Annotated in this window: 21 protein-coding genes; 11 read left to right on the forward strand and 10 right to left on the reverse strand. The window is 68.5% G+C overall.

The genetic code is table 11. From position 1 onward, the window contains the following. Window positions 1-4: 4 nt before the first annotated feature. Window positions 5-877: an intradiol ring-cleavage dioxygenase gene (locus tag OG558_RS09125; protein WP_405069812.1), complete on the forward strand. Its 873-nt coding sequence runs from the start codon at window positions 5-7 to the stop codon at window positions 875-877. Then, window positions 874-2,604 (forward strand): FAD-dependent oxidoreductase, encoded by a 1,731-nt coding sequence (locus OG558_RS09130; protein WP_405069813.1) that lies wholly within the window; start codon window positions 874-876, stop codon window positions 2,602-2,604. The genes OG558_RS09125 and OG558_RS09130 overlap by 4 nt, the downstream gene beginning before the upstream one ends. Here the strand turns inward: OG558_RS09130 and OG558_RS09135 are convergent. From OG558_RS09135 to OG558_RS09145, 3 genes are all read right to left on the reverse strand, one after another. Then, complete coding sequence (locus OG558_RS09135; protein WP_405069814.1) at window positions 2,593-2,781, reverse strand: hypothetical protein; 189 nt, start codon at window positions 2,779-2,781, stop codon at window positions 2,593-2,595. The two genes, OG558_RS09130 and OG558_RS09135, sit on opposite strands and share 12 nt — an antisense overlap. 136 nt (window positions 2,782-2,917) lie before the next feature. After that, entirely contained in the window at window positions 2,918-4,144 is a 1,227-nt protein-coding gene (locus tag OG558_RS09140; RefSeq protein ID WP_405069815.1) for an alpha-amylase family glycosyl hydrolase, read from the reverse strand. Between the two features lie 29 nt (window positions 4,145-4,173). Further along, complete coding sequence (locus OG558_RS09145; RefSeq protein ID WP_405069816.1) at window positions 4,174-4,839, reverse strand: TrmH family RNA methyltransferase; 666 nt, start codon at window positions 4,837-4,839, stop codon at window positions 4,174-4,176. A gap of 24 nt (window positions 4,840-4,863) precedes the next feature. Here OG558_RS09145 and OG558_RS09150 point away from each other — a divergent pair, with 24 nt between their 5' ends. Next, window positions 4,864-5,571 carry a DedA family protein gene (locus tag OG558_RS09150; protein WP_329482735.1) on the forward strand — a complete coding sequence of 236 codons (708 nt, stop codon included), beginning with the start codon at window positions 4,864-4,866 and terminating at the stop codon, window positions 5,569-5,571. 3 nt (window positions 5,572-5,574) lie between these two features. Here OG558_RS09150 and OG558_RS09155 read toward each other — a convergent pair whose 3' ends face one another. From OG558_RS09155 to pyrE, 5 genes are all read right to left on the reverse strand, one after another. Next, window positions 5,575-5,985: a hypothetical protein gene (locus tag OG558_RS09155; protein WP_329482737.1), complete on the reverse strand. Its 411-nt coding sequence runs from the start codon at window positions 5,983-5,985 to the stop codon at window positions 5,575-5,577. Window positions 5,986-6,099: 114 nt separating this feature from the next. Then, complete coding sequence (locus OG558_RS09160; RefSeq protein WP_405069817.1) at window positions 6,100-9,087, reverse strand: AfsR/SARP family transcriptional regulator; 2,988 nt, start codon at window positions 9,085-9,087, stop codon at window positions 6,100-6,102. 218 nt (window positions 9,088-9,305) lie between these two features. Then, complete coding sequence (locus OG558_RS09165; RefSeq protein ID WP_405069818.1) at window positions 9,306-10,145, reverse strand: LemA family protein; 840 nt, start codon at window positions 10,143-10,145, stop codon at window positions 9,306-9,308. 37 nt (window positions 10,146-10,182) lie between these two features. After that, window positions 10,183-10,911, reverse strand: coding sequence for a DUF3137 domain-containing protein (locus tag OG558_RS09170; protein ID WP_405069819.1), 729 nt, complete (start codon window positions 10,909-10,911; stop codon window positions 10,183-10,185). Continuing rightward, window positions 10,911-11,456 carry an orotate phosphoribosyltransferase gene (gene pyrE, locus OG558_RS09175; protein WP_405069820.1) on the reverse strand — a complete coding sequence of 182 codons (546 nt, stop codon included), beginning with the start codon at window positions 11,454-11,456 and terminating at the stop codon, window positions 10,911-10,913. The genes OG558_RS09170 and pyrE overlap by 1 nt, the downstream gene beginning before the upstream one ends. Window positions 11,457-11,590: 134 nt before the next feature. Between pyrE and tdh the strand changes: the two genes are divergently transcribed. The 4 genes from tdh to OG558_RS09195 are packed head-to-tail and all read left to right on the forward strand — an operon-like array spanning window position 11,591 to window position 14,523. After that, the gene (gene tdh / locus OG558_RS09180; protein ID WP_405069821.1) at window positions 11,591-12,640 is read left to right on the forward strand and encodes an L-threonine 3-dehydrogenase; all 1,050 of its coding nucleotides are present in this window, start codon (window positions 11,591-11,593) and stop codon (window positions 12,638-12,640) included. Between the two features lie 11 nt (window positions 12,641-12,651). Beyond that, entirely contained in the window at window positions 12,652-13,821 is a 1,170-nt protein-coding gene (locus tag OG558_RS09185) for a glycine C-acetyltransferase (protein WP_329484798.1), read from the forward strand. Between the two features lie 22 nt (window positions 13,822-13,843). Beyond that, window positions 13,844-14,113 carry a ribbon-helix-helix protein, CopG family gene (locus OG558_RS09190; RefSeq protein ID WP_405069822.1) on the forward strand — a complete coding sequence of 90 codons (270 nt, stop codon included), beginning with the start codon at window positions 13,844-13,846 and terminating at the stop codon, window positions 14,111-14,113. Beyond that, window positions 14,113-14,523 carry a type II toxin-antitoxin system VapC family toxin gene (locus OG558_RS09195; RefSeq protein WP_405069824.1) on the forward strand — a complete coding sequence of 137 codons (411 nt, stop codon included), beginning with the start codon at window positions 14,113-14,115 and terminating at the stop codon, window positions 14,521-14,523. The genes OG558_RS09190 and OG558_RS09195 overlap by 1 nt, the downstream gene beginning before the upstream one ends. Window positions 14,524-14,570: 47 nt before the next feature. Here the strand turns inward: OG558_RS09195 and OG558_RS09200 are convergent, their stop codons facing one another. After that, window positions 14,571-15,167: a hypothetical protein gene (locus OG558_RS09200; protein ID WP_405069825.1), complete on the reverse strand. Its 597-nt coding sequence runs from the start codon at window positions 15,165-15,167 to the stop codon at window positions 14,571-14,573. Between the two features lie 304 nt (window positions 15,168-15,471). On the opposite strand from OG558_RS09200, the gene OG558_RS09205 reads away from it, so the two are divergent. The 4 genes from OG558_RS09205 (at window position 15,472) to OG558_RS09220 (ending at window position 19,011) form a co-directional block, all read left to right on the forward strand. Then, window positions 15,472-15,744 (forward strand): N-acetylneuraminate synthase family protein, encoded by a 273-nt coding sequence (locus OG558_RS09205; protein ID WP_405072133.1) that lies wholly within the window; start codon window positions 15,472-15,474, stop codon window positions 15,742-15,744. A 367-nt stretch (window positions 15,745-16,111) separates the two neighbouring features. Then, on the forward strand, window positions 16,112-16,945 hold the full coding sequence (locus OG558_RS09210) for an SAM-dependent methyltransferase (RefSeq protein WP_405069826.1): 834 nt from the start codon (window positions 16,112-16,114) through the stop codon (window positions 16,943-16,945). A gap of 93 nt (window positions 16,946-17,038) precedes the next feature. Then, on the forward strand, window positions 17,039-18,124 hold the full coding sequence (locus OG558_RS09215; RefSeq protein ID WP_405069827.1) for a winged helix DNA-binding domain-containing protein: 1,086 nt from the start codon (window positions 17,039-17,041) through the stop codon (window positions 18,122-18,124). Between the two features lie 62 nt (window positions 18,125-18,186). Next, window positions 18,187-19,011, forward strand: coding sequence for an aldo/keto reductase (locus tag OG558_RS09220; protein ID WP_405069828.1), 825 nt, complete (start codon window positions 18,187-18,189; stop codon window positions 19,009-19,011). Window positions 19,012-19,152: 141 nt separating this feature from the next. Here OG558_RS09220 and OG558_RS09225 read toward each other — a convergent pair whose 3' ends face one another. Beyond that, window positions 19,153-20,112: a LysR family transcriptional regulator gene (locus OG558_RS09225; RefSeq protein ID WP_405069829.1), complete on the reverse strand. Its 960-nt coding sequence runs from the start codon at window positions 20,110-20,112 to the stop codon at window positions 19,153-19,155. Window positions 20,113-20,359: the final 247 nt, after the last annotated feature.

Here is a 20,359-nt window from a genome sequence, read left to right on the forward strand (position 1 = left end):
CCGGATGGATCTGCAAGGCGACGACCTGACCGAGGCGGTGGTGGCCAGCTTCGGCGGGAGTACGAACCCACGCACCAGAACCGTGATGAGCGCCCTCGTGCGGCACCTGCACGCGTTCGCGCGGGAGGTGGACCTGACCGAGGACGAGTACTTCACCGCGATCGACTTCCTCACCCGGACGGGCCAGATCTCCACCGGCACCCGGCAGGAGTTCGTGCTGCTGGCCGACGTCCTCGGCCTTTCGATGCTCACCGTCGGCCTCGGCAACCGCAAGCCGCCGGAGGCCACCCAGTCGACCGTGTTCGGCCCGTTCTTCGTCGAGGGATCGCCCGAGGTGCAACTCGGCGGCGACATCGCGAACGGCGCCCCCGGACAGCCGTGCCTGGTGAGCGGCCGCGTCCTGAACACCAAGGGTGAGCCGATCGCCGGAGCTCTGATCGAGACCTGGCAGGCCGACGAAGAAGGCTTCTACGACGTCCAGAAGGACGTCGACGGGCCGCAGAACCGCGGCCATCTGACAACCGATGCCGACGGCAACTATTCGTTCTGGGCGGTGAAGCCGGTCGCCTACCCGATCCCGGACGACGGCCCGGTCGGCGAGCTCCTCCGGGCCGCCGGCCGCGGCCCGATGCGCCCGGCCCACATCCACTTCATGGTCACCGCACCCGGGTACGCGCGGCTCATCACGCACGTCTTCGCGGCAGGTGACGAGTACCTCGGCAACGACGCGGTCTTCGGCGTCAAGGATTCGTTGATCGCCGAGTTCACCGAGCACCCGGCCGGCAGCCGAGCACCGGATGGAAAGACCCCGGACCAGCCCTACTACTCCGTCAGCTACGACCTGGTGCTCGCCACCACCGAGGAGACGCAGCAGTGATCACCACAGATGTCCTCATCGTCGGCAGCGGGCCGGCCGGCGGTGCCGCCTCGCTCTTCCTGTCCACGTACGGCGTCGACAACGTCGTACTGTCCCGCTACGGCTGGACCGCCAACACACCCCGCGCGCACATCACCAACCAGCGCACGATCGAACTGATGCGGGACATGGGCATCGAGGACCAGGTCGTCGACAAGGGCACCGCGCACCACCTGATGGGCGAGACTGCGTTCTGCACCAGCCTGGCCGGCGAGGAGATCGGCCGGATCCGCACCTGGGGCACGCACCCGCGCCGGCTGGCCGACTACACCGAGGCGAGTCCGACCCTCCCCTGCGACCTGCCGCAGACACTGTTCGAGCCGATCCTGGTCAGTACGGCGGCCAGCCGTGGTGCCCGGCTCCGGTTCAACACCGAGTACCTCTCGCTGGAGCAGGACGACGACGGAGTGACCGCGACGGTCCGGGATCGGTTGAGTGACACGACGTACCAGATCCGTGCGAAGTACCTGATCGGCGCGGACGGCGGGCGCAGCAAGGTCGCCGAGGACATCGGGCTGCCGATGGCGGGCGCGATGGACATCGAGGGCTCGATGAACATCGTCTTCGAGGCCGACCTCTCGCGGTACGTCGCACATCGCCCGAGCGTCCTGTACTGGGTGCTCCAGCCGGGTGCCCAGATCGGCGGGATCGGCGCCGGCCTGGTCCGCATGGTCCGGCCCTGGAACGAGTGGCTGATCGTCTGGGGCTACGACATCACCCAGCCCGCACCGGTGGTCGACGAGGCGATGGCGACCGAGATCGTGCACAACCTGGTCGGCGACGACACCATCGACGTGAAGCTGAAGGGTACGTCGGTCTGGAGCGTCAACCACATGTACGCCCAAAGGGCCAGCGTCAACCGCGTGTTCTGCATGGGCGACGCGATCCACCGGCATCCGCCGAGCAACGGCCTCGGCTCGAACACCTCGATCCAGGACGCGTACAACCTGGCCTGGAAACTCTCGCTGGTGCTGAAGGGCCAGGCAGCGCCGGAACTCCTCCAGACGTACGACGAGGAGCGGACACCGATCGCGAAGCAGATCGTGGAACGGGCGAACAAGAGCCGGACGCAGTTCGGCCAGATCTTCCGTGCACTCGGGATGACGCCGGACGCGCCGGCCGGACGGACGATCGAGTCGCGCAAGGACGACACCCCGGAAGGCGCCGCGCAGCGCGAGGAGTTGCGGACCGCGATCGAACTGAAGGACTACGAGTTCAACGCGCACGGCGTGGAGCTCGGTCAGCGATACCAGTCGGCCGCCGTGATCGGCGATGGTACGCCGGAACCGGCGTACGACCGGGACGAGGAGCTGTACTACCACCCGACGACGTGGCCCGGCGCCCGGATCCCGCACTGCTGGCTGACGCGCGGATCGGAGACTGTCAGCACGCTGGACGTGGTCGGCAAGGGCCGGTTCACGCTGCTCACCGGGATCGGCGGGGGCGCGTGGGTGAAGGCCGCGCAGACGGTGTCCGAGCAGCTCGGCGTACCGATCGAAGCGTTTGTGATCGGTCCGGGCCATGAGCTCGAGGACCTGTACGGCGACTGGTCGCGGGTGCGCGAGATCCCGGACGGTGGCTGTCTGCTGGTCCGGCCGGACGCGCACATCGCCTACCGCGCCTTCGAGCAGCCCGAAGATCCGACGGAGGTCCTGCGCCAGGCCTTGACCACGCTGCTAGGCCACTGACGTCTGCTGGGCCTCCTGGAGAATCTGGTCGAGGATCGCCGAGATCTCGGCGGCCTCGGCGTCCAGCAAGGTGATCAGCGCGACCCGGGACGTTTCCGTGCGCGCCTCCACAGCCGCTGCGCTCAAGGCGCGCACGGTGCCCAGCTCATGGATCAGTTCGTCCCACAGTGAACTCATCAACTACCCCCCTATTCCCGTCACAAACCCAGTACGACATGCACGATGCACGCCGCCCCGCCCGAGTTGGGGCTGACTTTGGTCGAGAAGCCTCACTTCTGTCTTAACGGGGACAACGCGGGACCACAGGCGGAGGTTACGGACTCGTCAGGAATCTCCAGCTGTGCGCAGGCACCAGCAGCGGATCACCCTCAGGTACACCGGCCCCGGGTTGCGCGCCGACCGTCAGTCCGGTCGCGTCCACCGGGAACCGCTCAGGCTGGTCCGAGATGTTGAGCAGGAGCAACACGGAGCCGGAGTCCCCGACGGTCCGCAACGCAACCAACTGGTTGGTTAGGTGCTCGACCGTCGTCCGACCACGGGTCAGCCACGCGTTGCGCCGCCGTACGCCGATCAACCGCTGGTGCAACCGGTACGTCGGCCAGCCGGACGACGCCAGTCCGGCCGGCGCATCCGGGAACGCGGGCCGGATCGCGTCGTCACCGCCGGCCCGGTCCTCCTTCAACCCTTGGAACGCCTGCTCGTCGCCGTAGTAGATGCTCGGTACGCCGCCGACCGCGAACAGGATCGCCAGCGCATGACCCAGGTGCCGCCCATCCTCCAGCCGGGTCGCGATCCGGGTCACGTCGTGGTTGCCGATGAACGTCTGCGGCACGAAGCTCTCGAGCAGTTCGTCGTGCCGGCCAAGGGCGTACGAGAGCTCGAAGAAGTTGCCGTCGTTGAGCGAGCTCCAGATCGCCTTCCACAGCTCGTACTGCGTGACCGAGTCGAGGCCGCTCTCCGCGACGTATCCGGCATAGTCACCGTGAATCACCTCACCGAAGAACCACGCGTCCGGGAACCGCTCACGCGGCAGCACTGCGCGCCAGAACCCGGGTGGTACGGCGTACGCCGCGTCGAGCCGCCAACCGTCCACACCGCGATCGAGCCAGTGCGTCAGAACGTCGGTCACGTACTGCGCGACCGCCGGCTGACTGTGGTCGAGCGCGACCAGGTGCTCGTGACCTTCGAAGGTGTCGACCGTGCCGTCCGGGCCGCGACGGAACCAGTCGGCCGGCGCATCGAACGAACGGGCGACGTGGTTGAAGACTCCGTCGAGCGCGACGCGCAGACCGCGAGCGTGAGCCGCGGCCACGAGCCGGTCGAAGTCCTCGTCGTCACCGAGCCGCGGGTCGATCCGGAAATGATCCACGGTGTCGTACCCGTGCGTCTCCGACGCGAACACCGGCCCAAGTAGTAGCCCTGAGCAACCAAGCTCGACGGCGTACTCCAGCCAGTCCTCCAGCTTCCGCAAACGATGAGCGGCCGCCCCCGAGAACCCGAGCGGATAGACCTGCCACCAGATCGCTTGATCAGCCCACATCTGTTCTCCTGACTGCACCGGCCGTTGGATCAGCTGCTGGACGGCTGACCGAAGGTGTGCCGCCGGATCCACGCGTGCATGGCGATCGCAGCCGCGGCGCTGGCGTTGATCGAGCGGGTCGAGCCGAACTGGGCGATGGAGAGGACGGCACTGCACGACTCGTGGGCCTCCGGCGTGAGCCCCGGCCCCTCCTGACCGAAGAGGAGGACGCAGCCGCGCGGCAACTCGAAGGTCTCCAACGGGACAGCGCCAGGCAGGTTGTCGATACCGATCACGGGCAGCTCACGCTCAGCGGCGTACGACGCCAGGTCCGCCAAGCGAGGGTGGTGCCGCACGTGCTGGTAGCGGTCGGTCACCATCGCGCCGCGGCGGTTCCACTTCCGGTTGCCGACGATGTGCACCTCGGCGGCGAGGAATGCGTTTGCTGTCCGGACGACCGAGCCGATGTTCAGGTCGTGCTGCCAGTTCTCGATCGCGACGTGGAACGGGTTCCGCTGCGTGTCGAGGTCCGCGACGATCGCCTCGAGCTTCCAGTACCGGTACCGATCCACCACGTTCCGCCGGTCGCCGGCCGCCAGCAGCTCCGGATCCAGGCGCGGATCATCCGGCCATTCGCCCTGCCACGGGCCGACACCGACCTCGTTCGGACCGACCGTGTCCGCACCGCGAAGATCATCGCCACTCAGCTGTTGCACAGTTCGGGACGCTACCCTGTCCGCGTGCTCTCTCTTGCCGCGATGCTGATGCCGAACTGGATGGATCCGGAATACCTGCTGCACTGGCTGGGTGACTGGGCCCTCTGGGGGACGGCTCTGGTCGTGTTCATCGAGTGCGGGTTGCTGTTCCCGATCCTGCCCGGCGACTCACTGCTGTTCGCCGTCGGCCTCTTCATCGCGGCCGGGACCATCAGCGTCCCGCTGTGGCTCGCCTGCGTGATCCTGACCGTCGCGGCGTTCCTCGGCAACGTCTCCGGGTACTACATCGGCCGAGCGCTCGGGACGACGCTCTTCAAGAACCCGAACGCCCGGATCCTGAAACCGAAGTACCTCGTGCAGACGCACGAGTTCTTCGAGCGGTACGGCGCGCGCGCCCTGGTGCTGGGCCGGTTCGTGCCGATCGTGCGGACCTTCATCACGGTCGTGGCCGGCGCGGGCAGGATGGAACCGAAGAAGTTCTTCCTCTGGACCGGCATCGGCGCCGTCCTGTGGGCGACCGGCATCACCCTGCTCGGCCACGCGCTCGGCAACGTGAAGTTCATCCACAACCATCTCGAGTCGGCGCTGATCCTGCTGGTGCTGATCTCGCTGATCCCGATGGTCGTGGAGTACTTCCTCGCGAAGCGCCGCAACCGCACCGCGACCCCGGCGGAGGATGCCCCCAGGCACGCCGCCCCGAAGAGCCCGGTCACCAACCACACCAACGACTGAAGGTCAGTGCCCGAACGGGAAATGGGGCTCGGACCAGACCCAGTCATTGCTGAGCACAGCCAGGTCCGCGATCTCGACCTGACCGTTGAGTAACGGGCCGACCACCTGACCGGATCCGAGCGCACAAGCCACCCGGATCCGGTCTGCCGCGTGGTACCAGACCAGCGCCCCCCGTGGCGCCACCCCTTCGTGCAGCAGGGTGTGATGATCGAGCCACCGCACCGCATCGGCCGCGTCGTGCCAGCCGCTGTCCTGGGCATAGCCGAAAGACATCCGCTGGAACTTCAACGGCCAGTCCTGCCAGGCCGTCGAGCCCACCCGTTCCAGCTGCCAGTTCAGCGCCGCCTCCGTGTCCCGCGGGTTCGAGACCCGCGGGACGATCGGGCGCTCCACAGCAACCTCCCCCCAGGCCATAAGGTCTCCTCCCCGTTCCCCCGAAACCCTCGGCCTGCTTGCCGTGGCAGTACTGATCCTGCCGGGTGCGAATACAGCCGCCGTACATTCGCAAACGCCAACCACACAAGGTGATCAGCCGGCTGCGGCCCCGGGGTCGAAGGCGGCCAGCTCGCGGCGGCACTCGGCGGCGCGGACGTCGTTGCCGGCCTGTTGCCAGACCCGTGCGGCGCGGTCGAGGGTACGCCGGGCGGAGTCGAGGTTGCCCGTGGTCAGATACAACTGGCCGAGGTGCTGCGCGGCCTGTCCCTCGACGCTGCGATCACCCAGCCGGTGACCGATGTCGATCGCGTCCAGCAGCATCTTCCGGGCCGCGGCCACCTCGCCACGGGCCATCAGCGCACGGCCGAGCTCGGCCCGGGTGTACGCCGCACAGTGGTCGTCACCGATCCCGTTGAAGATCGCCAACGAGGTCCGCAGCTGACGGACCGCCTGGTCGTAGCGCTCCTGGTGGATGCGGAGCGCCGCGATCCGCCGCCGTACCTTGGCCTCGCGGTGGTTGTCGCCGAGCCGTACGCCGAGCAGGAAGGCCTGAGCCAGATACCGCCCGGCCGTGACCGTGTCGTCGCGGGCCAGCCAAATGGACGCGGTCGCGGTCCGGGCGACTGCCTCGCCGTTCGCGTTGCCGACCTCGACAAACGCCTCGATGGCCTTCTCGTACTGCGCCAGTGCCTCGTCGGGCCGCCCACGCTCGCGCAGCCAGGTGCCGAGTCCGACGGCGGTGATGCCGTCGCCGAGCCGGTCACCGGCCTCGGCGAACCCACTCGCTGCCTCGTTCAGGTGCCGCCACGCTGGGTCCCAGTCGTCCTGGTAGAGCCCGAGCTGGCCGAGGTTACGATGCATGATCGCCTCCGCGCGCCGGTCGCCACAGGCGATCGCACTGAGCAGGCCCTGCTGGTGCGACCCGTTCCAGTCGTCGAAGCCGGCCCGCATGTCGAGGTACGGCCCCCAGGCGGCGGCGATCCGCCAGGCGTACTCGTGCAGCCCGTTCTGCGCGGCGGCGCGGATCGCGGGCACGAAGGTGCTGCGCTCGCTGTCGAACCAGGCGATCGCGTCGGTCTCCGTGAACGGCGCTGGGTCCGGCGCAGTCAGCGGCCCGGTGTGCTCGAGTACGCCGAAGTACTCGAAGGCCAAGGCGTTGTTGGCCCGGCGGATCTTGTTCAGGATCGCGTCGAGCACGGCCTCCACGTCCCGGATCGCCTCAGCCTTCTGCTCCTCGTCACCGACGCCGAGTGCGTGCAGACGCAGCAGGTCGTGGACCCGGTAGCGAGCCGTCCCCCGGTGGTCGACCGAGCTGATCCGGACCAGGTTCACCTCGATCAGCCGGTCGAGGCTGCGTCGTACCGAGGCCGGCGACGCGACCGCCTCCAGGGCCCGCGCCGAGAAGACGCCGACCGCGAAATGGCCGATCAGGCGGTACAGCCGGGCCTCCTCCGGGTTGAGCGCGCCGTAGCTCAGGTCCGCACTCGTGCGGACGGCGAGCTCGCCGATGCTCAGCTCGTCCAGCCGCGACGTCTCGTCGCGCAACCGCCGAGCGAGCTCCCGCGCGCTGAGGTCGGGACGCTGGGCCAGCCGGCTGCCTACGATCCGGATCGCCAGCGGCAGGTTCGCGCAGGCGGTCAGGATCTCCTCGGCTTCCGGAGAGGTCTGGTCGAGCCGATCAGCGCCGGCCACCGACGCGAGCAGCGCGGCGGCCTCGCGGTCGTCGAACGTGTCGAGCGGCAGGCTGTCGGCGCCGGCCAGGTCCATCAGCCGGTTGCGACTGGTGACGACAACGGCCGACGCGCCAGTACCCGGCATCAGCGGGGTGACCTGACCGGCGGTGGCGACGTCATCGAGGATGATCAGCACCCGGCGGCTGGCCAGCTCGGACCGGAGCATCGCCGAGCGCCGGTCGGGGTCAGTGGGGATCGCGTAGTCCGGCAGGTTGAGGCTGAGCAGCAGATCGGTCAGTGCCGCGGCCGGATCCCGGGGCTGCGTCGCACCGTGCATGTCCAGATAGATCTGCCCGTCCGGAAACGACTCGCGGACCAGATGCCCGAGCCGTACGGCCAAGGACGTCTTGCCGGTCCCCGGCGCTCCGGAGATGACCGCTACCGGCGGACGCACCGGGTCGCGACCGCAGACGAGGTCACGCAGCTGTTCCAGGTGTTCCCGCCGGCCGCTGAAGTCGGCCAGGTCGAGCGGCAACTGACTCGGTGGCCGCTGCGGATCGGTCAGTTCCGGCGCATCCCATCGGCCTTGCGGTACGCCGACATCCGGTTCCGGGCGTTCCGTCGTACGGGCCGCGGGGATGCCCGGGTTCGGCCAGTTGGCGGAGCGGCCGTTCTCGGCGCGGGCGCCGGCGGCCTCGAGGTCGGGACCCGGCTTGATGTCGAGCTCGTCGGCGAGTGTCTGCACTGCCTTGGTGTAGGCGGCCCGGGCTTCGCCGACCCGGCCGGCGGCGAGCAGGGCGTCGACCAGGCGACGCCAGAGTTGCTCGTCGTACGGATCCTCGGTGAGGCGCGCGCTGAGGAGTACGGCGGCTCCACTCGCGTCGCCGTACTCGAGCCGCAGGTCGAGCAGGCTGTCGACCAGCCCACGGTGCTGCGCCTCCAGGCGGGCGATCGAGCCCTCCCAGGCGGCCGGGATCGACAGATCCTCGAGCGGGCGGCCACGCCAGAGCGAGTAGGCCCGGGACAGCACCTGCATCGCCTGGCGGCCGTCACCGGCGTCGCGGAGGTGCCCGCCCTCCGCGAGCAGCGACTCGAACAGGCTGGCGTCGAGCTCGTCGACACCGACCTCGATGCTGTATCCGGCGGTCGACGTGTCGATCGGCGCGGGCAGTCCGGCCTCCTGCAGGACACCGCGGAGCGCCCGGACGTACGTGCGGATGTTCGCGGTCGCGGAGCGCGGCGGATTGGTCTCCCACAGCGCGTCGGCGATCAGATCGGTCGAGACGAACCGGTTAGGGTGCAGCAGCAGTGTGGCCAGCAGTTGGCGGGGTTTCGCGGCCTTCAGCGGCTGGCCCGGGACGTGCACGAGGCGCAGGGGTCCGAGGATGCCGTACCTCAGACTGTCCACTCGCCCTGACCTCCTCACTCTGGAACCGACCTATCGTGGCATCCGGCTGTGCCAGGCGGGAAGACCGATGTACGCCGGATGTATCTCGTTGCGGCACTGTTGACACAGGTACCGGGGGGAGGCAGGCCCGGAAGTGGCGACTTGACCGCCGTCACAACCGGGTCTGGCACTGGCAGGGGTTCGGGGTCGGGGGTCCTGAGCTACGGGGAGCCGGTGCCCTATTGGCCACCGGTGAATGGCGGCTGACCGTCCTGCGGTGCGGGGGAACCCGCAGGCGGGCCGCCCACCGGTGGCTGGCCCTGTCCCTGACCCGGGTACTGGCCCGGCTGCCCCTGGTACGGCGGCTGACCCGGCTGCTCCTGGTAGCCCGGGAACTGCGGCTGACCCTGGTGGTTGCCCTGGTCACCCGGCATCTGGGGGTGGATCTGACCCGAGGACGGCCCACCCTGCTGCACCTGCGGCGGCGCCTGCTCACCGGCGACCGAGCCGATGGTGCCGAACGAGACCTGCGGGACCGAGCGGACCTGCTCGTCCTTCACCTCGAAGTAGCCGGCCTTCTCGAACTTGAACCCACCCGCGATCAGGTTCGACGGGAACGCCTCGATCCGGGTGTTGTAGTCGCCCACGTTGGCGTTGTAGAACCGCCGCCCGGCAGCGATCCGGTCCTCGGTGTCGGTCAGCTCGCGCTGCAGACCGAGGAAGTTCTGGTTCGACTGCAGCTGCGGGTAGGCCTCGACCGAGATCATCATCTGACGCAGCGCGCCGGACAGCTCACCCTCCGCGGCGGCCCGCTGCTCCGGGGTCGCGCCCTGCACGTTGACGGCCTGGGTGCGGAGCCGGGCGACCTCCTCGAACACGTGCCGCTCGTGCGCGGCGTAGGCCCGGACGGTCTCGACCAGGTTCGGGATCAGGTCGTACCGGCGGTGCAACTCGACGTCGATCTGCCGCCAGGACTCCTGAATCAGGTTCCGTTGCTTGACGAACCGGTTGTACGACGTGATGAGCGCGATGGCCAGAATCACGACGATCACCACGATCGCGATGATGACGAAAGTCATTCCCTGCTCCCGAGTGTCGGTAATGCTGTGTGCGACTCTACGGGTAGCCGGGGCCGAGCGGCGGTTGCCGAAGGCGGGGGTCGACGCCCGCGTAGTCGCGCCAGACGTACGGCGGAACCTGCTCGACGATCTGCTGGAGCAGGGCGAGCCGGTTCATGATCTCGGTGGGATGGTGGGCGCCCTTGTCCCAGCCGACCAGGGAGTTCCCTTCGATCCGCCAGCCGATCTCGCCGCGGGCCAGCAGAAGCTCCATCATCCGCGGCGTCACGACCGCGTGCCCGAACCGCTCGTCGTCCGCCTTCACCCGGAACGCCCGATTGAACTGCTCGCTCTCGAACTGGATGTCGCGGAACCCGAAGGCGTTCGCGACCGCGCCGCCGAAGATGCCCTCGTGGGTCACCTCGAGATGCGGCAGCGCGCCCGGCAGCTGCACCACGACCACGCCGAACTTGTGGGTGGTCGTCGTACGCCGGCCGTGCGAGTCGGTCGAGTGCGTCTGGTAGCTGTAGTCGAAGGCAACCATCTGGTGGCCGTTGAACGCGCCGGAGAGCACGTTCCGGACCTGGCGGTTGTCACCGGCCTGGAACGGCGTACCCGACCACTGCCCGGCCAGCGTGTTGTCGGACGGCAGATACGCCCAGCCCTGCTGCGCGGCGAACCCGGCGAACAGCTCGCGCCGCCTCTTCGCGGCAATGTAGTTGAGGTAGAAGAGGCCACCGCCGACCAGGACGGCGAGCAGGATGATGAGGACGGTGCCGCCCTGCATCAGCCGAGCCCCAGGTCCTCGAGCCCGAACACGGCCCGGTACTCCAGGCCCTCCGACTCCACCCGCTCGCGCGCGCCGGTCGAGCGGTCCACGATCACCCCGACCGCGACCACCTCGGCCCCGGCCTCGCGCAGCGCCTCGACGGCGGTGAGCACCGACCCGCCGGTGGTGGAGGTGTCCTCGACCGCGAGCACCCGGCGGCCCTTCACCTCCGGCCCCTCGATCCGCCGCTGCAGGCCGTGCGCCTTCTCGGCCTTGCGTACGACGAACGCATCCAGCGACCGTCCGTCCTGCGCCGCCGCGTGCAGCATCGACATCGCGACCGGGTCGGCGCCGAGCGTCAGCCCGCCGACGGCGTCGTACTCGAGATCCTTGGTCAGTTCGAGCATCGCCGGGCCGATCAGCGGCGCGGCGGCCGCGTCCAGCGTGATCCGCCGCAGGTCGACGTAGTAGTCGGCTTCCTTCCCCGACGCCAGCGTCACGCGCCCGTGCACGATGGCCTTGCTCTTGACCTGCTCCAGCAGTCCGTCCCGGTCGTAGCTCATGAGCCTTGAGCTTAGAACACAGGTGAGTCCACGGATGTTCAGTGGAACTGCAAAGGCTGTGCACGACGTGTCGATGGACGCCGGTGGTTGCCGGGGACGACGATGTGGACGATCGTCGAAGGTGGAGGTGTGCCGTGAAGGCGCTGGTCAAGGCCGAGGCCGAGCCCGGCCTGTGGTTGCAGGACGTTCCGGAGCCGAAGATCGAGGCCGACGAGGTCTTGATCAAGGTGCTCCGCACGGGGTTGTGCGGCACCGATCTGCACATCCAGAGTTGGGACCACTGGGCGCAGAAGAACGTGCCGGTGCCGATGGTGACCGGGCACGAGTTCTGCGGTGAGGTGGTCGAGGTCGGCGTCGGTGTCCGCGACGTCGCGGTGGGTGACGTGGTCAGCGGCGAGGGTCACCTGGTCTGCGGCCGCTGCCGCAACTGCCGGGCCGGCCGCCGGCACCTGTGCATCAAGACCCGCGGCCTCGGTGTCCACGTGCCCGGCGCGTTCGCGGAGTACGTCGCTCTGCCCGCGAGCAACACGTGGGTCCACCGGGATCAGGTCGATCTGGACGTCGCCGCGATCTTCGACCCGTTCGGCAACGCCGTACACACTGCTCTGTCGTTCCCCCTGGTCGGCGAGGACGTGCTGATCACCGGCGCCGGGCCGATCGGCGTGATGGCCGCGGCCGTCGCACTCCACGCCGGCGCGCGGAACGTGGTGATCACGGACCTGTCGGAGTACCGGCTGGATCTGGCCCGCAAGATCGGCGTCACCCGCGCGGTGAACGTCGGCGCGGAGACCATCGCGGAGGCGCAGCACGGCCTCGGGATGCGGGAAGGGTTCGACGTCGGGATGGAGATGTCCGGGCAGCCGGCCGCGCTGCGGGACATGCTCGCGAACATGACGCACGGCGGAAAGGTCGCGATGCTCGGCCTGCCGTCGGACGAGATCGCGATCGACTGGAGCACGGTGGTGCTCAACATGCTGACGATCAAGGGCATCTACGGCCGGGAGATGTTCGAGACCTGGTACTCGATGTCCGTGATGCTGGAACGCGGCCTGGACCTGACCGCGGTGATCACCCACCGCTTCGGGTACGGCGACTACGAGCGGGCCTTCGACGTGGCCCGGCAGGGGCAGTGCGGCAAGGTGATCATGGACTGGACGACGGAATCCCTGGAGGAGAAGCACTGATGTTCGGACGGATGCGGGACGACCTGACGGCGACCATCGGCGAGATCCGGGACGCCGGCCTGTACAAGTCCGAGCGGGTGATCACCTCACCGCAGCAGGCTCTGATCTCCGTTGCGTCCGGCAACGAAGTGTTGAACTTCTGCGCGAACAACTACCTCGGCCTGGCCGACCACCCCGAGGTGATCGCGGCGGCCCGGGACGCCTTGGACCGTTGGGGTTTCGGGATGGCGTCGGTGCGCTTCATCTGCGGGACCCAGCAGATCCACAAGGATCTTGAAGGTGCCCTGAGCAACTTCCTCGGCACCGAGGACACCATCCTTTACAGCTCCTGCTTCGACGCGAACGGCGGCCTGTTCGAGACCCTGCTCGGCGCCGAGGACGCGATCATCTCCGACGAGCTCAACCACGCCAGCATCATCGACGGCGTCCGGCTGTCCAAGGCCCGGCGCTACCGGTACAAGAACCGCGACATGGCCGACCTCGAGGCCCAGCTCAAGGACGCCGCCGACGCCCGCTACCGGATGATCGCCACCGACGGTGTCTTCTCGATGGACGGGTACGTCGCTCCCCTCGACGAGATCTGCGACCTGGCCGAGCGGTACGACGCCCTGGTCATGGTCGACGACTCGCACGCGGTCGGTTTCGTCGGCGCGGACGGCGCCGGTACGCCGTCGCTGTTCGGCGTGAAGGACCGCGTCGACGTCGTCACCGGCACCCTCGGCAAGGCGCTCGGCGGTGCGTCCGGCGGCTATGTCTCCGGTCGCCGCGAGATCGTCGAGTTGCTCCGCCAGCGCTCCCGCCCGTACCTGTTCTCCAACTCCCTCGCGCCGTCCGTCACCGCCGCCTCGCTGAAGGCGCTCGAACTCATCGGCGGCTCCAGCGACCTGCGCGACAAGCTCGCCGCCAACACCAAGCTCTTCCGCACCAAGATGACCGAGGCCGGCTTCGACGTCCTCCCCGGCGACCACCCGATCTCCCCGGTGATGATCGGCGATGCCGCCGAGGCCGGCCGCCTGGCCGACAAACTCCTCGACCTCGGCATCTACGTGATCGGCTTCTCCTACCCCGTCGTACCCCACGGCAAGGCCCGCATCCGCGTCCAACTCTCCGCCGCTCACTCGACCGAAGACGTCGAACGCGCCATCGCCGCCTTCATCGAGGCTCGCGCCGCGCTCGGCTGACCCCGCACCGTTGGTGCCGGACATGAATCTGAGACTCAGTCCTGAGATCGCGACGGCGCTCCAGGCCGAGGCTGAGCGCACCGGCAGGTCACAGCAAGAGATCGTCCGGGACGCTGTCGCCCGTCATCTCCACTTGGTCGAGGACGATTCGTTCGCAACCGATCGAGACCAGGCGAGGTCGGCGCACGTCGTACGTCCGGCGCGGGTGGCCTATCGGAAGGTGACGCCTCGACTCCACCTCCCAGAGGGCACCGACAGTCTCGGCCTGCTAAATCGGGACGACCGCTTCTGATGCGCGTGTACATGGACAGCAGCGCCCTCATCAAGCGAGTGATCGTCGAGCCGGAATCCACCGATCTGGTGGACTTCCTCGATGCGCACTACCAGCAGGCCGACCTCTTGGCGTCGTCTTCGCTCGCATGGGTCGAGGTATCCCGCGCCGTACTGGCGCGCGCCAAGGCGCCGACGACTGCCGGCGATCTGATCGATGGGGCGATGTCCGGTATCGACGAACGGCCGATGACAGCCGAGGTCGTCAGCGTCGCTCGCCGGATCGAGCCGCTGGTGCCGCGGAGCCTCGATGCCATCCATCTTGCGACGGCAGTGTTGATCGACGCCGACCTCGTCGTTACGTACGACGACCGACTCGCGGACGCTTGCCGCCGCAACTCCCTCGCCGTCGCGTCACCCGGCCGCGAGTGACGCCGCCCTTCACCGAGGCCCGCGCTGCGCTCGCGGGGTCGCTGTCGTCAGTCGAGGGGGGTTCCTGCTCGCAGGACCTGCTCGAGCCGGGCGGCGACCGCGTCCAGGTCCTGGGTCATCGTCTCCTGCCGGCCGGCTTCCAGCAGGGCCTGGATCTGACCCCGGGCTGCTCGTACGGCGTCTCGCAGGTCGAGTGCCCGGGCTCGAGCGACTTCGTCCGGTGCCGATGGCGCCAGAGCGGTCAGCCGGTCCTCCACCGCGGCGACCCGGCTCTCGGCGAGGTTCCAGGCACCGGCGACTTCCGCGAGCGAACCCAGCTGGCGGAGTTGGGGGATGAGCCCGCGGGCGAACCACGCCACCTCGTCCTCGGCCGACGCGAGTTCATCGCGCCACTCCCGCCGATGGCTGGCTCTCACCAGCAGCGGAATGGCCACGGCAAGCGCGATCAGCAGCGCCACCAGCAGCCACCACAACCAGGTGGGCGCGCCGTCCGACTCGGCCGAGGTGGGCTGGACCGAGGCAGAGGTCGTGGGTGACGGGGCAGCTGTGGATTCCGTCTCGGTCGGCGACGTTGGCTCCTCGGGTGCCGATGACTCGGTGCGGGTCGGTTCCGTCTCCGGCAGCGTCGGCGACGGGGCCGCCACGGCTTGAGACGAGCGGGTCGGTTCCGGCGTCGTCTCGGTGGGCGAAGGCTGTTCCCCGCGCCCCGGTGACCGGGTGGGCTGGGAGCTGGACGACGTCTGCCCGCGTTCCGGTGACCGGGTGGGCTCGGAGGTCGATGACGTCTGCCCGCCTTCCGGCGTGCGAGTGACTTCCGGGATCGTCGCCGTCGGGGACGGCAGCGAGGCCGGCGTGCGGGTTGACGCCGGGGACGGCCGCTCGGTGGAGCCGTTGTCTGCGCACGAGGTGAGGAGCAGGACCGCCACAGCCAGACCAACGGCTCGCATCATGGTGTGGGGTCCCCTCGTGTGGTCTGTCCTCACGAGGAAGATCGCATCTTCTGTCCGGGCCCGACTCATCCGCGTGGGGCGATATTCGGACATTGCCGGCACCATGGGCATCGGCGCCGCGATCGCCGCGGTAGCGCTCGGCGCGACGGTCATCGAGAAACACATCACCTCAAGCGCGCGGCCCCAAACAGGCCGAACAGAACGTCCTCCGCTTCCGCCGCTTGACGGCAGCCGCGGTGGTTCGTCCCGCGGCGTACCGAAGCACGGGTAGTAGTCACCCCTGCCGGCCAGCCGCCCGCCCAGCGGACTCCTGTTTTGAGGACTACTACCCGTCGCTCGGTACGCCCCCCACCCCAACAACTCACCCCAAGACTGTCCAGGAGGTCTGGCCAAGCGATCTGTGGAAACAAATGTGCGCCCAGTGACAATTTTGTTCCACAAAGGGACCGGCGGGAGCCGAAGGCCGAGGCCGTTGTGGGGTTAGCTCACAGGGGCGGGTCATCCCGACTCGCCGGCGCAACATGCTCGGTCGTACCTTCAGTTCCGGAAAAGCCTGTCGCGGTCGCGGTCACGTGCCGTCGCAGATCCGCTACGCTCTTCCTGCAGGCCGAACCGCAAACGGAACAGGGAGTTCATCGATGGCCGAAGGCGAAGACGCCACCATGACCGAGCGGCTCAACATGGACCGGCCACATCCCGCCCGTGTCTATGACTACTTCCTGCACGGCAAAGACAACTTCGCGGTCGACCGGCAGGCGGCGGAGCACCTGCTGGAGGCATTCCCCGGGTTCCGCACCGCGGCGTTGTCGAACCGGATGTGGATGCATCGCGCCGCCCGGTACGCCGCCGAGCAGGGCATCACCCAGTTCCTCGACGTCGGCACCGGCATCCCGACCAGCCCCAACCTGCACGAGGTCGTGCAGGAGATCGTGCCTTCGGCGCATGTCGTCTACGCGGACAACGATCCCATCGTGCTGGCCCACTCCCGCGCCCTGATGGCCAGCCGGCCGGAGGGCAGGACCGCGTATCTCGAGGCCGACGTGACCGACCCACAGTCGATCCTCGGCTCGGAAGAGGTCAAGGACCTGCTGGATCTAAGCAAGCCGGTCGCCCTGAGCCTGGTCGGAGTGTTCCACTACCTGCCCGACGCGCTCGAGCCGTACGACCTGATCAGGCAACTGGTCGAGCCGCTCGCACCGGGGTCGCTGCTGATCTTCTCGCACTGCACGCCCGACTTCGCGCCCGACCTGTGGGAGCGGGCGATCCAGGTCTACAAGGCGGACGGCGGTGACGCCCAGGTCCGCAGCAAGGAAGAGGTCACCCGGTTCTTCGACGGTCTCGAGCTCGTCGAGCCCGGTGTGTCCGCTCCGTTCCGCTGGCACCCGGACGCCGAGACCGAGGCAATGGTCGCGAAGGACGAGCTCAACGACGTGATGTGCAGCCTCTGGGTCGGCGTCGCCCGCAAGCCCTGACCGTCAGCACCGAGCACCGGCCCGGATCGGTCGACACCGGGCCGGTCGACGCCGCGGCCTGAAGTTGTCGGCTGGGTCCGGCAGGATGCGTGCATGGTGCTGATGAATGCGCGGGCGGTGAATCGGGCGACGTTGGCTCGGCAGATGCTGGTGGAGCGGGCCGACGTATCCGGGGTCGAAGCGGTCGGGCGACTCGTGGGGATGCAGGGGCAGGAGCCCAAGCATCCGTACGTCGGGTTGTGGTCGCGGATCGACGGGTTCGAAGAGGCCGAGCTGGATCGGGCGGTCGCAGAGCGGGACGTGGTGCGGGCGACGATGTTCCGGGGGACGTTGCATCTAGTGACCGCGGCGGATTACTTGCGGTTCCGGACCACGGTGAGCCCGGTGCTGGAGGCCGGGCTGAAGATCCTGGGCGACCGCGGCGAGGGGCTGGAGCCGGCGAAGGTGGTGGCGGCCGCGAAGAAGTTGCTGGCGAAGGAGCCGTTGACGTTCACCGAGGTGCGGGATGCGCTCCAGCAGCAGTTCCCGGAGGTGAACGAGCGCGCGCTCGGGTTCTGCACACGGATGCTGGTGCCGTTGGTGATGTACCCGACGGACGCCCGGTGGAGCTGGTCCGCGAACGCTCGGTTCACCCCTGCGGAGGACTGGCTCGGCAGCAAGCTGCACACGCGCGCCGAGCCCAAAGAGCTGGTGACCAGGTATCTGGCCGCCTTCGGACCGGCCACGCCCGCGGACTTCCAGACGTGGTCCGGGCTACAGAAGGCCAAGCCGCTGTTCGACGACCTCGAGCTGGAGACCTTCACGGACGAGGCCGGCAGGACGTTGTACGACGTACCCGATGGGCCGCGGCCGGATCCGGACACACCGGCGCCCGTGCGGTTCCTGCCGGAGTTCGACAATCTGCTGCTCTCGCACGCGAAACGGGAGCGGATCATCGCGGACGAGCACAAGCCGGCGGTCTACACCAAGAACCTCCGGGTGAAGTCGACGTACACCGTGGACGGTCTGGTCGCCGGGCTCTGGACGGCCGAGAAGAAGCGTGGTGTGGCGACTCTCACCCTGACGCCGTTCGGCCGGACGCTGAAGAGGACGCTGACCGAACTGGAGCGGGAAGGGACCGCGTTGCTGCGGTTCCTGGAGCCCGATGCGAAGACCTATCAGGTGGTTACGAACGGTTGATGAGGTTGTTGTCACACGTCGGATGACTGGGCCAGAACGGTTCGGCCCGGTGGAATGGGCAGATGAGCACAGTCCCCACCATCACTCTGGACAACGGCGTCGAGATCCCGCAGCTGGGCCTGGGGGTCTGGCAGGTCGAGGACGAGATCGTCACCGACGTCGTCACCACCGCGTTCGAGGCCGGCTACCGGCATGTCGACACCGCGGCCATCTACGGCAACGAGGCCGGCGTCGGACGGGCGATCGCCGCGTCGGACCTGCCGCGTGACGACCTGTTCATCACCACCAAGGTGTGGAACAGCGACCAGGGCTACGACAGCACGCTGAAGGCATTCGACGCGAGCCTGGAGCGGCTCGGCCTCGAGTACGTCGACCTGTACCTGATCCATTGGCAGTCGCTGCAGCGGGACAAGTACGTCGACACCTGGAGGGCGTTCGAGCAGCTGTACGCCGACAAGCGGGTGCGCGCGATCGGAGTGTCGAACTTCCACGAGCCGGCCTTGCGGCGGCTGTTCGAGGAGACCACGATCCGCCCGGCGGTGAACCAGATCGAGCTGCACCCGGCGCTGCCGCAGGACGAGCTGCGCGCGTTCAACGCGGAGAACGACATCGTCACGCAGGCGTGGAGCCCGCTCGCCTCGGGTGAGCTGCTCGCCGACGCGACCCTGAAGACGCTCGGCGAGAAACACGGCAAGTCGCCGGCTCAAGTCGTGATCCGCTGGCACCTGCAGCTCGGCAACGTCGTGATCCCGAAGTCGAAGACCCCGAGCCGGATCCAGGAGAACCTCACCGTCTTCGACTTCCAGCTCGACAACGACGACATGGCCGCCATCGCCGACCTGGAGACGGGCATCCGCACCGGCGGCGACCCGGACATCTTCGGCTGAACGCCCCTCCCACACCCCTCGCCCCACCCACACCCCCCCCGCGCGGCGAACCCTCCAACCCAGGGGGCATCCCCTCAGTTGGAGGGTTGCCCGCTCAGAATTTGAGGGGGCAACCGTCCAGCTCGCGGGGCAAGCGGGCGGTCAGAGGAGGTCGAGGAAGCGGGCTAGGACCGGGGAGCGGTTGTCCGGCGACCAGGCGACGGAGAGTTGCCAGCGTGGCAGGTCGTCGGACAACTCGCGGTAGACGACGGCTTCCGGGTTACTCAGCGGGGTCGGGCTGATCAGCAGCGAGACTCCGAGGCCGGCGGCGACGAGCGACACGATCGTCTGTACGTCGGCCGCTTCCTGCTCGATCCGCGGCACGAACCCGGCCGCCCGGCAGAACCCGACGATCGTGTCGTGCACCGCGGGGCCGCTGGGCCGGGAGTAGAACACGAACGGCTCGTCCGCGAGCTCGGCCAGCCGGATCCGCTGCCGCCGCGCCAGCGGGTGCCGCGCCGGCAGCACCGCCACCAGCGGATCCGCCGAAACCGCCCGCGACGCCAAGCCCGGCCCGAGCTGTACGACGACGGTCCCGGCGCCCGGCGAGTGGTCCCCGGCGCCGCCCGCCGCTGTGGACCCCCGCTTCCTGCCTCCATCGATGGGCGCCGGAGCGTTCGGCCGGAGCAGTCCGACATCGATGCGGCCGTCCCGCAGCGCCTCCGTCTGGCGGAGAGTCGTCATGGTCTCCAGATCCAGAACCACTTCCGGATAGGCGTCGCGGAACGCACCCAGCAAGCGCGGCAGCGCCTCGTGGGTCGCGGACTGGACGAACCGCAGCCGCAGCGTCCCGAGCTCACCTCGCTGGGTTCGCTGGGCCGCGCGTACCGCTTCGTCGGAGCGCCGGAGCACATCCTGCGCCTCGGCCAGGAACGTCGCGCCGGCCGCGGTCAGCACGAATCGCCGGCGGACCCGGGCGAACAGTTCCACGCCGAGATCGCGCTCGAGCGTCGCGATCTGCCGGCTGAGCGACGGCTGCGTGAGGTGCAGTCGGGCCGCAGCCCGGCCGACATTCATCTCCTCGGCCACCACGACGAACGACCGGAGCTGGCGTAGTTCCATACGTCAGATCATGCACTAAGTGCATCAACTCTGCGAAAAGAATCCATTGGACGTATAGAGGGGGTTGTTTCTACCGTTGAAGGGTCGAAAGGAATCAAAGTGATGTACGTCCCCTTCTCCGTGATCAAATCGGTCCACGAGCAGACCCACTCAGCAATGCCGAACGCACCGGTCGTCCCGCACAGACAGTCGCGCCGTCACCCACTGCGCGCCGTCCGACTGCTCCTGCAGCGACCCGCGATCCTCG

Origin of the sequence: Kribbella sp. NBC_01510, assembly GCF_045040325.1 — a bacterium.
Taxonomy (GTDB): Bacteria; Actinomycetota; Actinomycetes; order Propionibacteriales; family Kribbellaceae; genus Kribbella.

What these genes read in the sequence shown, in the direction of transcription:
- pyrE (WP_405069820.1), bottom strand. Translation starts at nt 11,456, where the DNA reads ATGAGCTACGACCGGGACGGACTGCTGGAGCAGGTCAAGAGCAAGGCC.
- OG558_RS09215 (WP_405069827.1), top strand. Translation starts at nt 17,039, where the DNA reads ATGGTGCTGATGAATGCGCGGGCGGTGAATCGGGCGACGTTGGCTCGG.
- OG558_RS09165 (WP_405069818.1), bottom strand. Translation starts at nt 10,145, where the DNA reads ATGACTTTCGTCATCATCGCGATCGTGGTGATCGTCGTGATTCTGGCC.
- OG558_RS09140 (WP_405069815.1), bottom strand. Translation starts at nt 4,144, where the DNA reads ATGTGGGCTGATCAAGCGATCTGGTGGCAGGTCTATCCGCTCGGGTTC.
- OG558_RS09210 (WP_405069826.1), top strand. Translation starts at nt 16,112, where the DNA reads ATGGCCGAAGGCGAAGACGCCACCATGACCGAGCGGCTCAACATGGAC.
- OG558_RS09125 (WP_405069812.1), top strand. Translation starts at nt 5, where the DNA reads ATGGATCTGCAAGGCGACGACCTGACCGAGGCGGTGGTGGCCAGCTTC.
- OG558_RS09135 (WP_405069814.1), bottom strand. Translation starts at nt 2,781, where the DNA reads ATGAGTTCACTGTGGGACGAACTGATCCATGAGCTGGGCACCGTGCGC.
- OG558_RS09195 (WP_405069824.1), top strand. Translation starts at nt 14,113, where the DNA reads ATGCGCGTGTACATGGACAGCAGCGCCCTCATCAAGCGAGTGATCGTC.
- OG558_RS09220 (WP_405069828.1), top strand. Translation starts at nt 18,187, where the DNA reads ATGAGCACAGTCCCCACCATCACTCTGGACAACGGCGTCGAGATCCCG.
- OG558_RS09185 (WP_329484798.1), top strand. Translation starts at nt 12,652, where the DNA reads ATGCGGGACGACCTGACGGCGACCATCGGCGAGATCCGGGACGCCGGC.
- OG558_RS09225 (WP_405069829.1), bottom strand. Translation starts at nt 20,112, where the DNA reads ATGGAACTACGCCAGCTCCGGTCGTTCGTCGTGGTGGCCGAGGAGATG.
- OG558_RS09205 (WP_405072133.1), top strand. Translation starts at nt 15,472, where the DNA reads ATGGTGTGGGGTCCCCTCGTGTGGTCTGTCCTCACGAGGAAGATCGCA.
- OG558_RS09155 (WP_329482737.1), bottom strand. Translation starts at nt 5,985, where the DNA reads ATGGCCTGGGGGGAGGTTGCTGTGGAGCGCCCGATCGTCCCGCGGGTC.
- OG558_RS09190 (WP_405069822.1), top strand. Translation starts at nt 13,844, where the DNA reads ATGAATCTGAGACTCAGTCCTGAGATCGCGACGGCGCTCCAGGCCGAG.
- OG558_RS09170 (WP_405069819.1), bottom strand. Translation starts at nt 10,911, where the DNA reads ATGCAGGGCGGCACCGTCCTCATCATCCTGCTCGCCGTCCTGGTCGGC.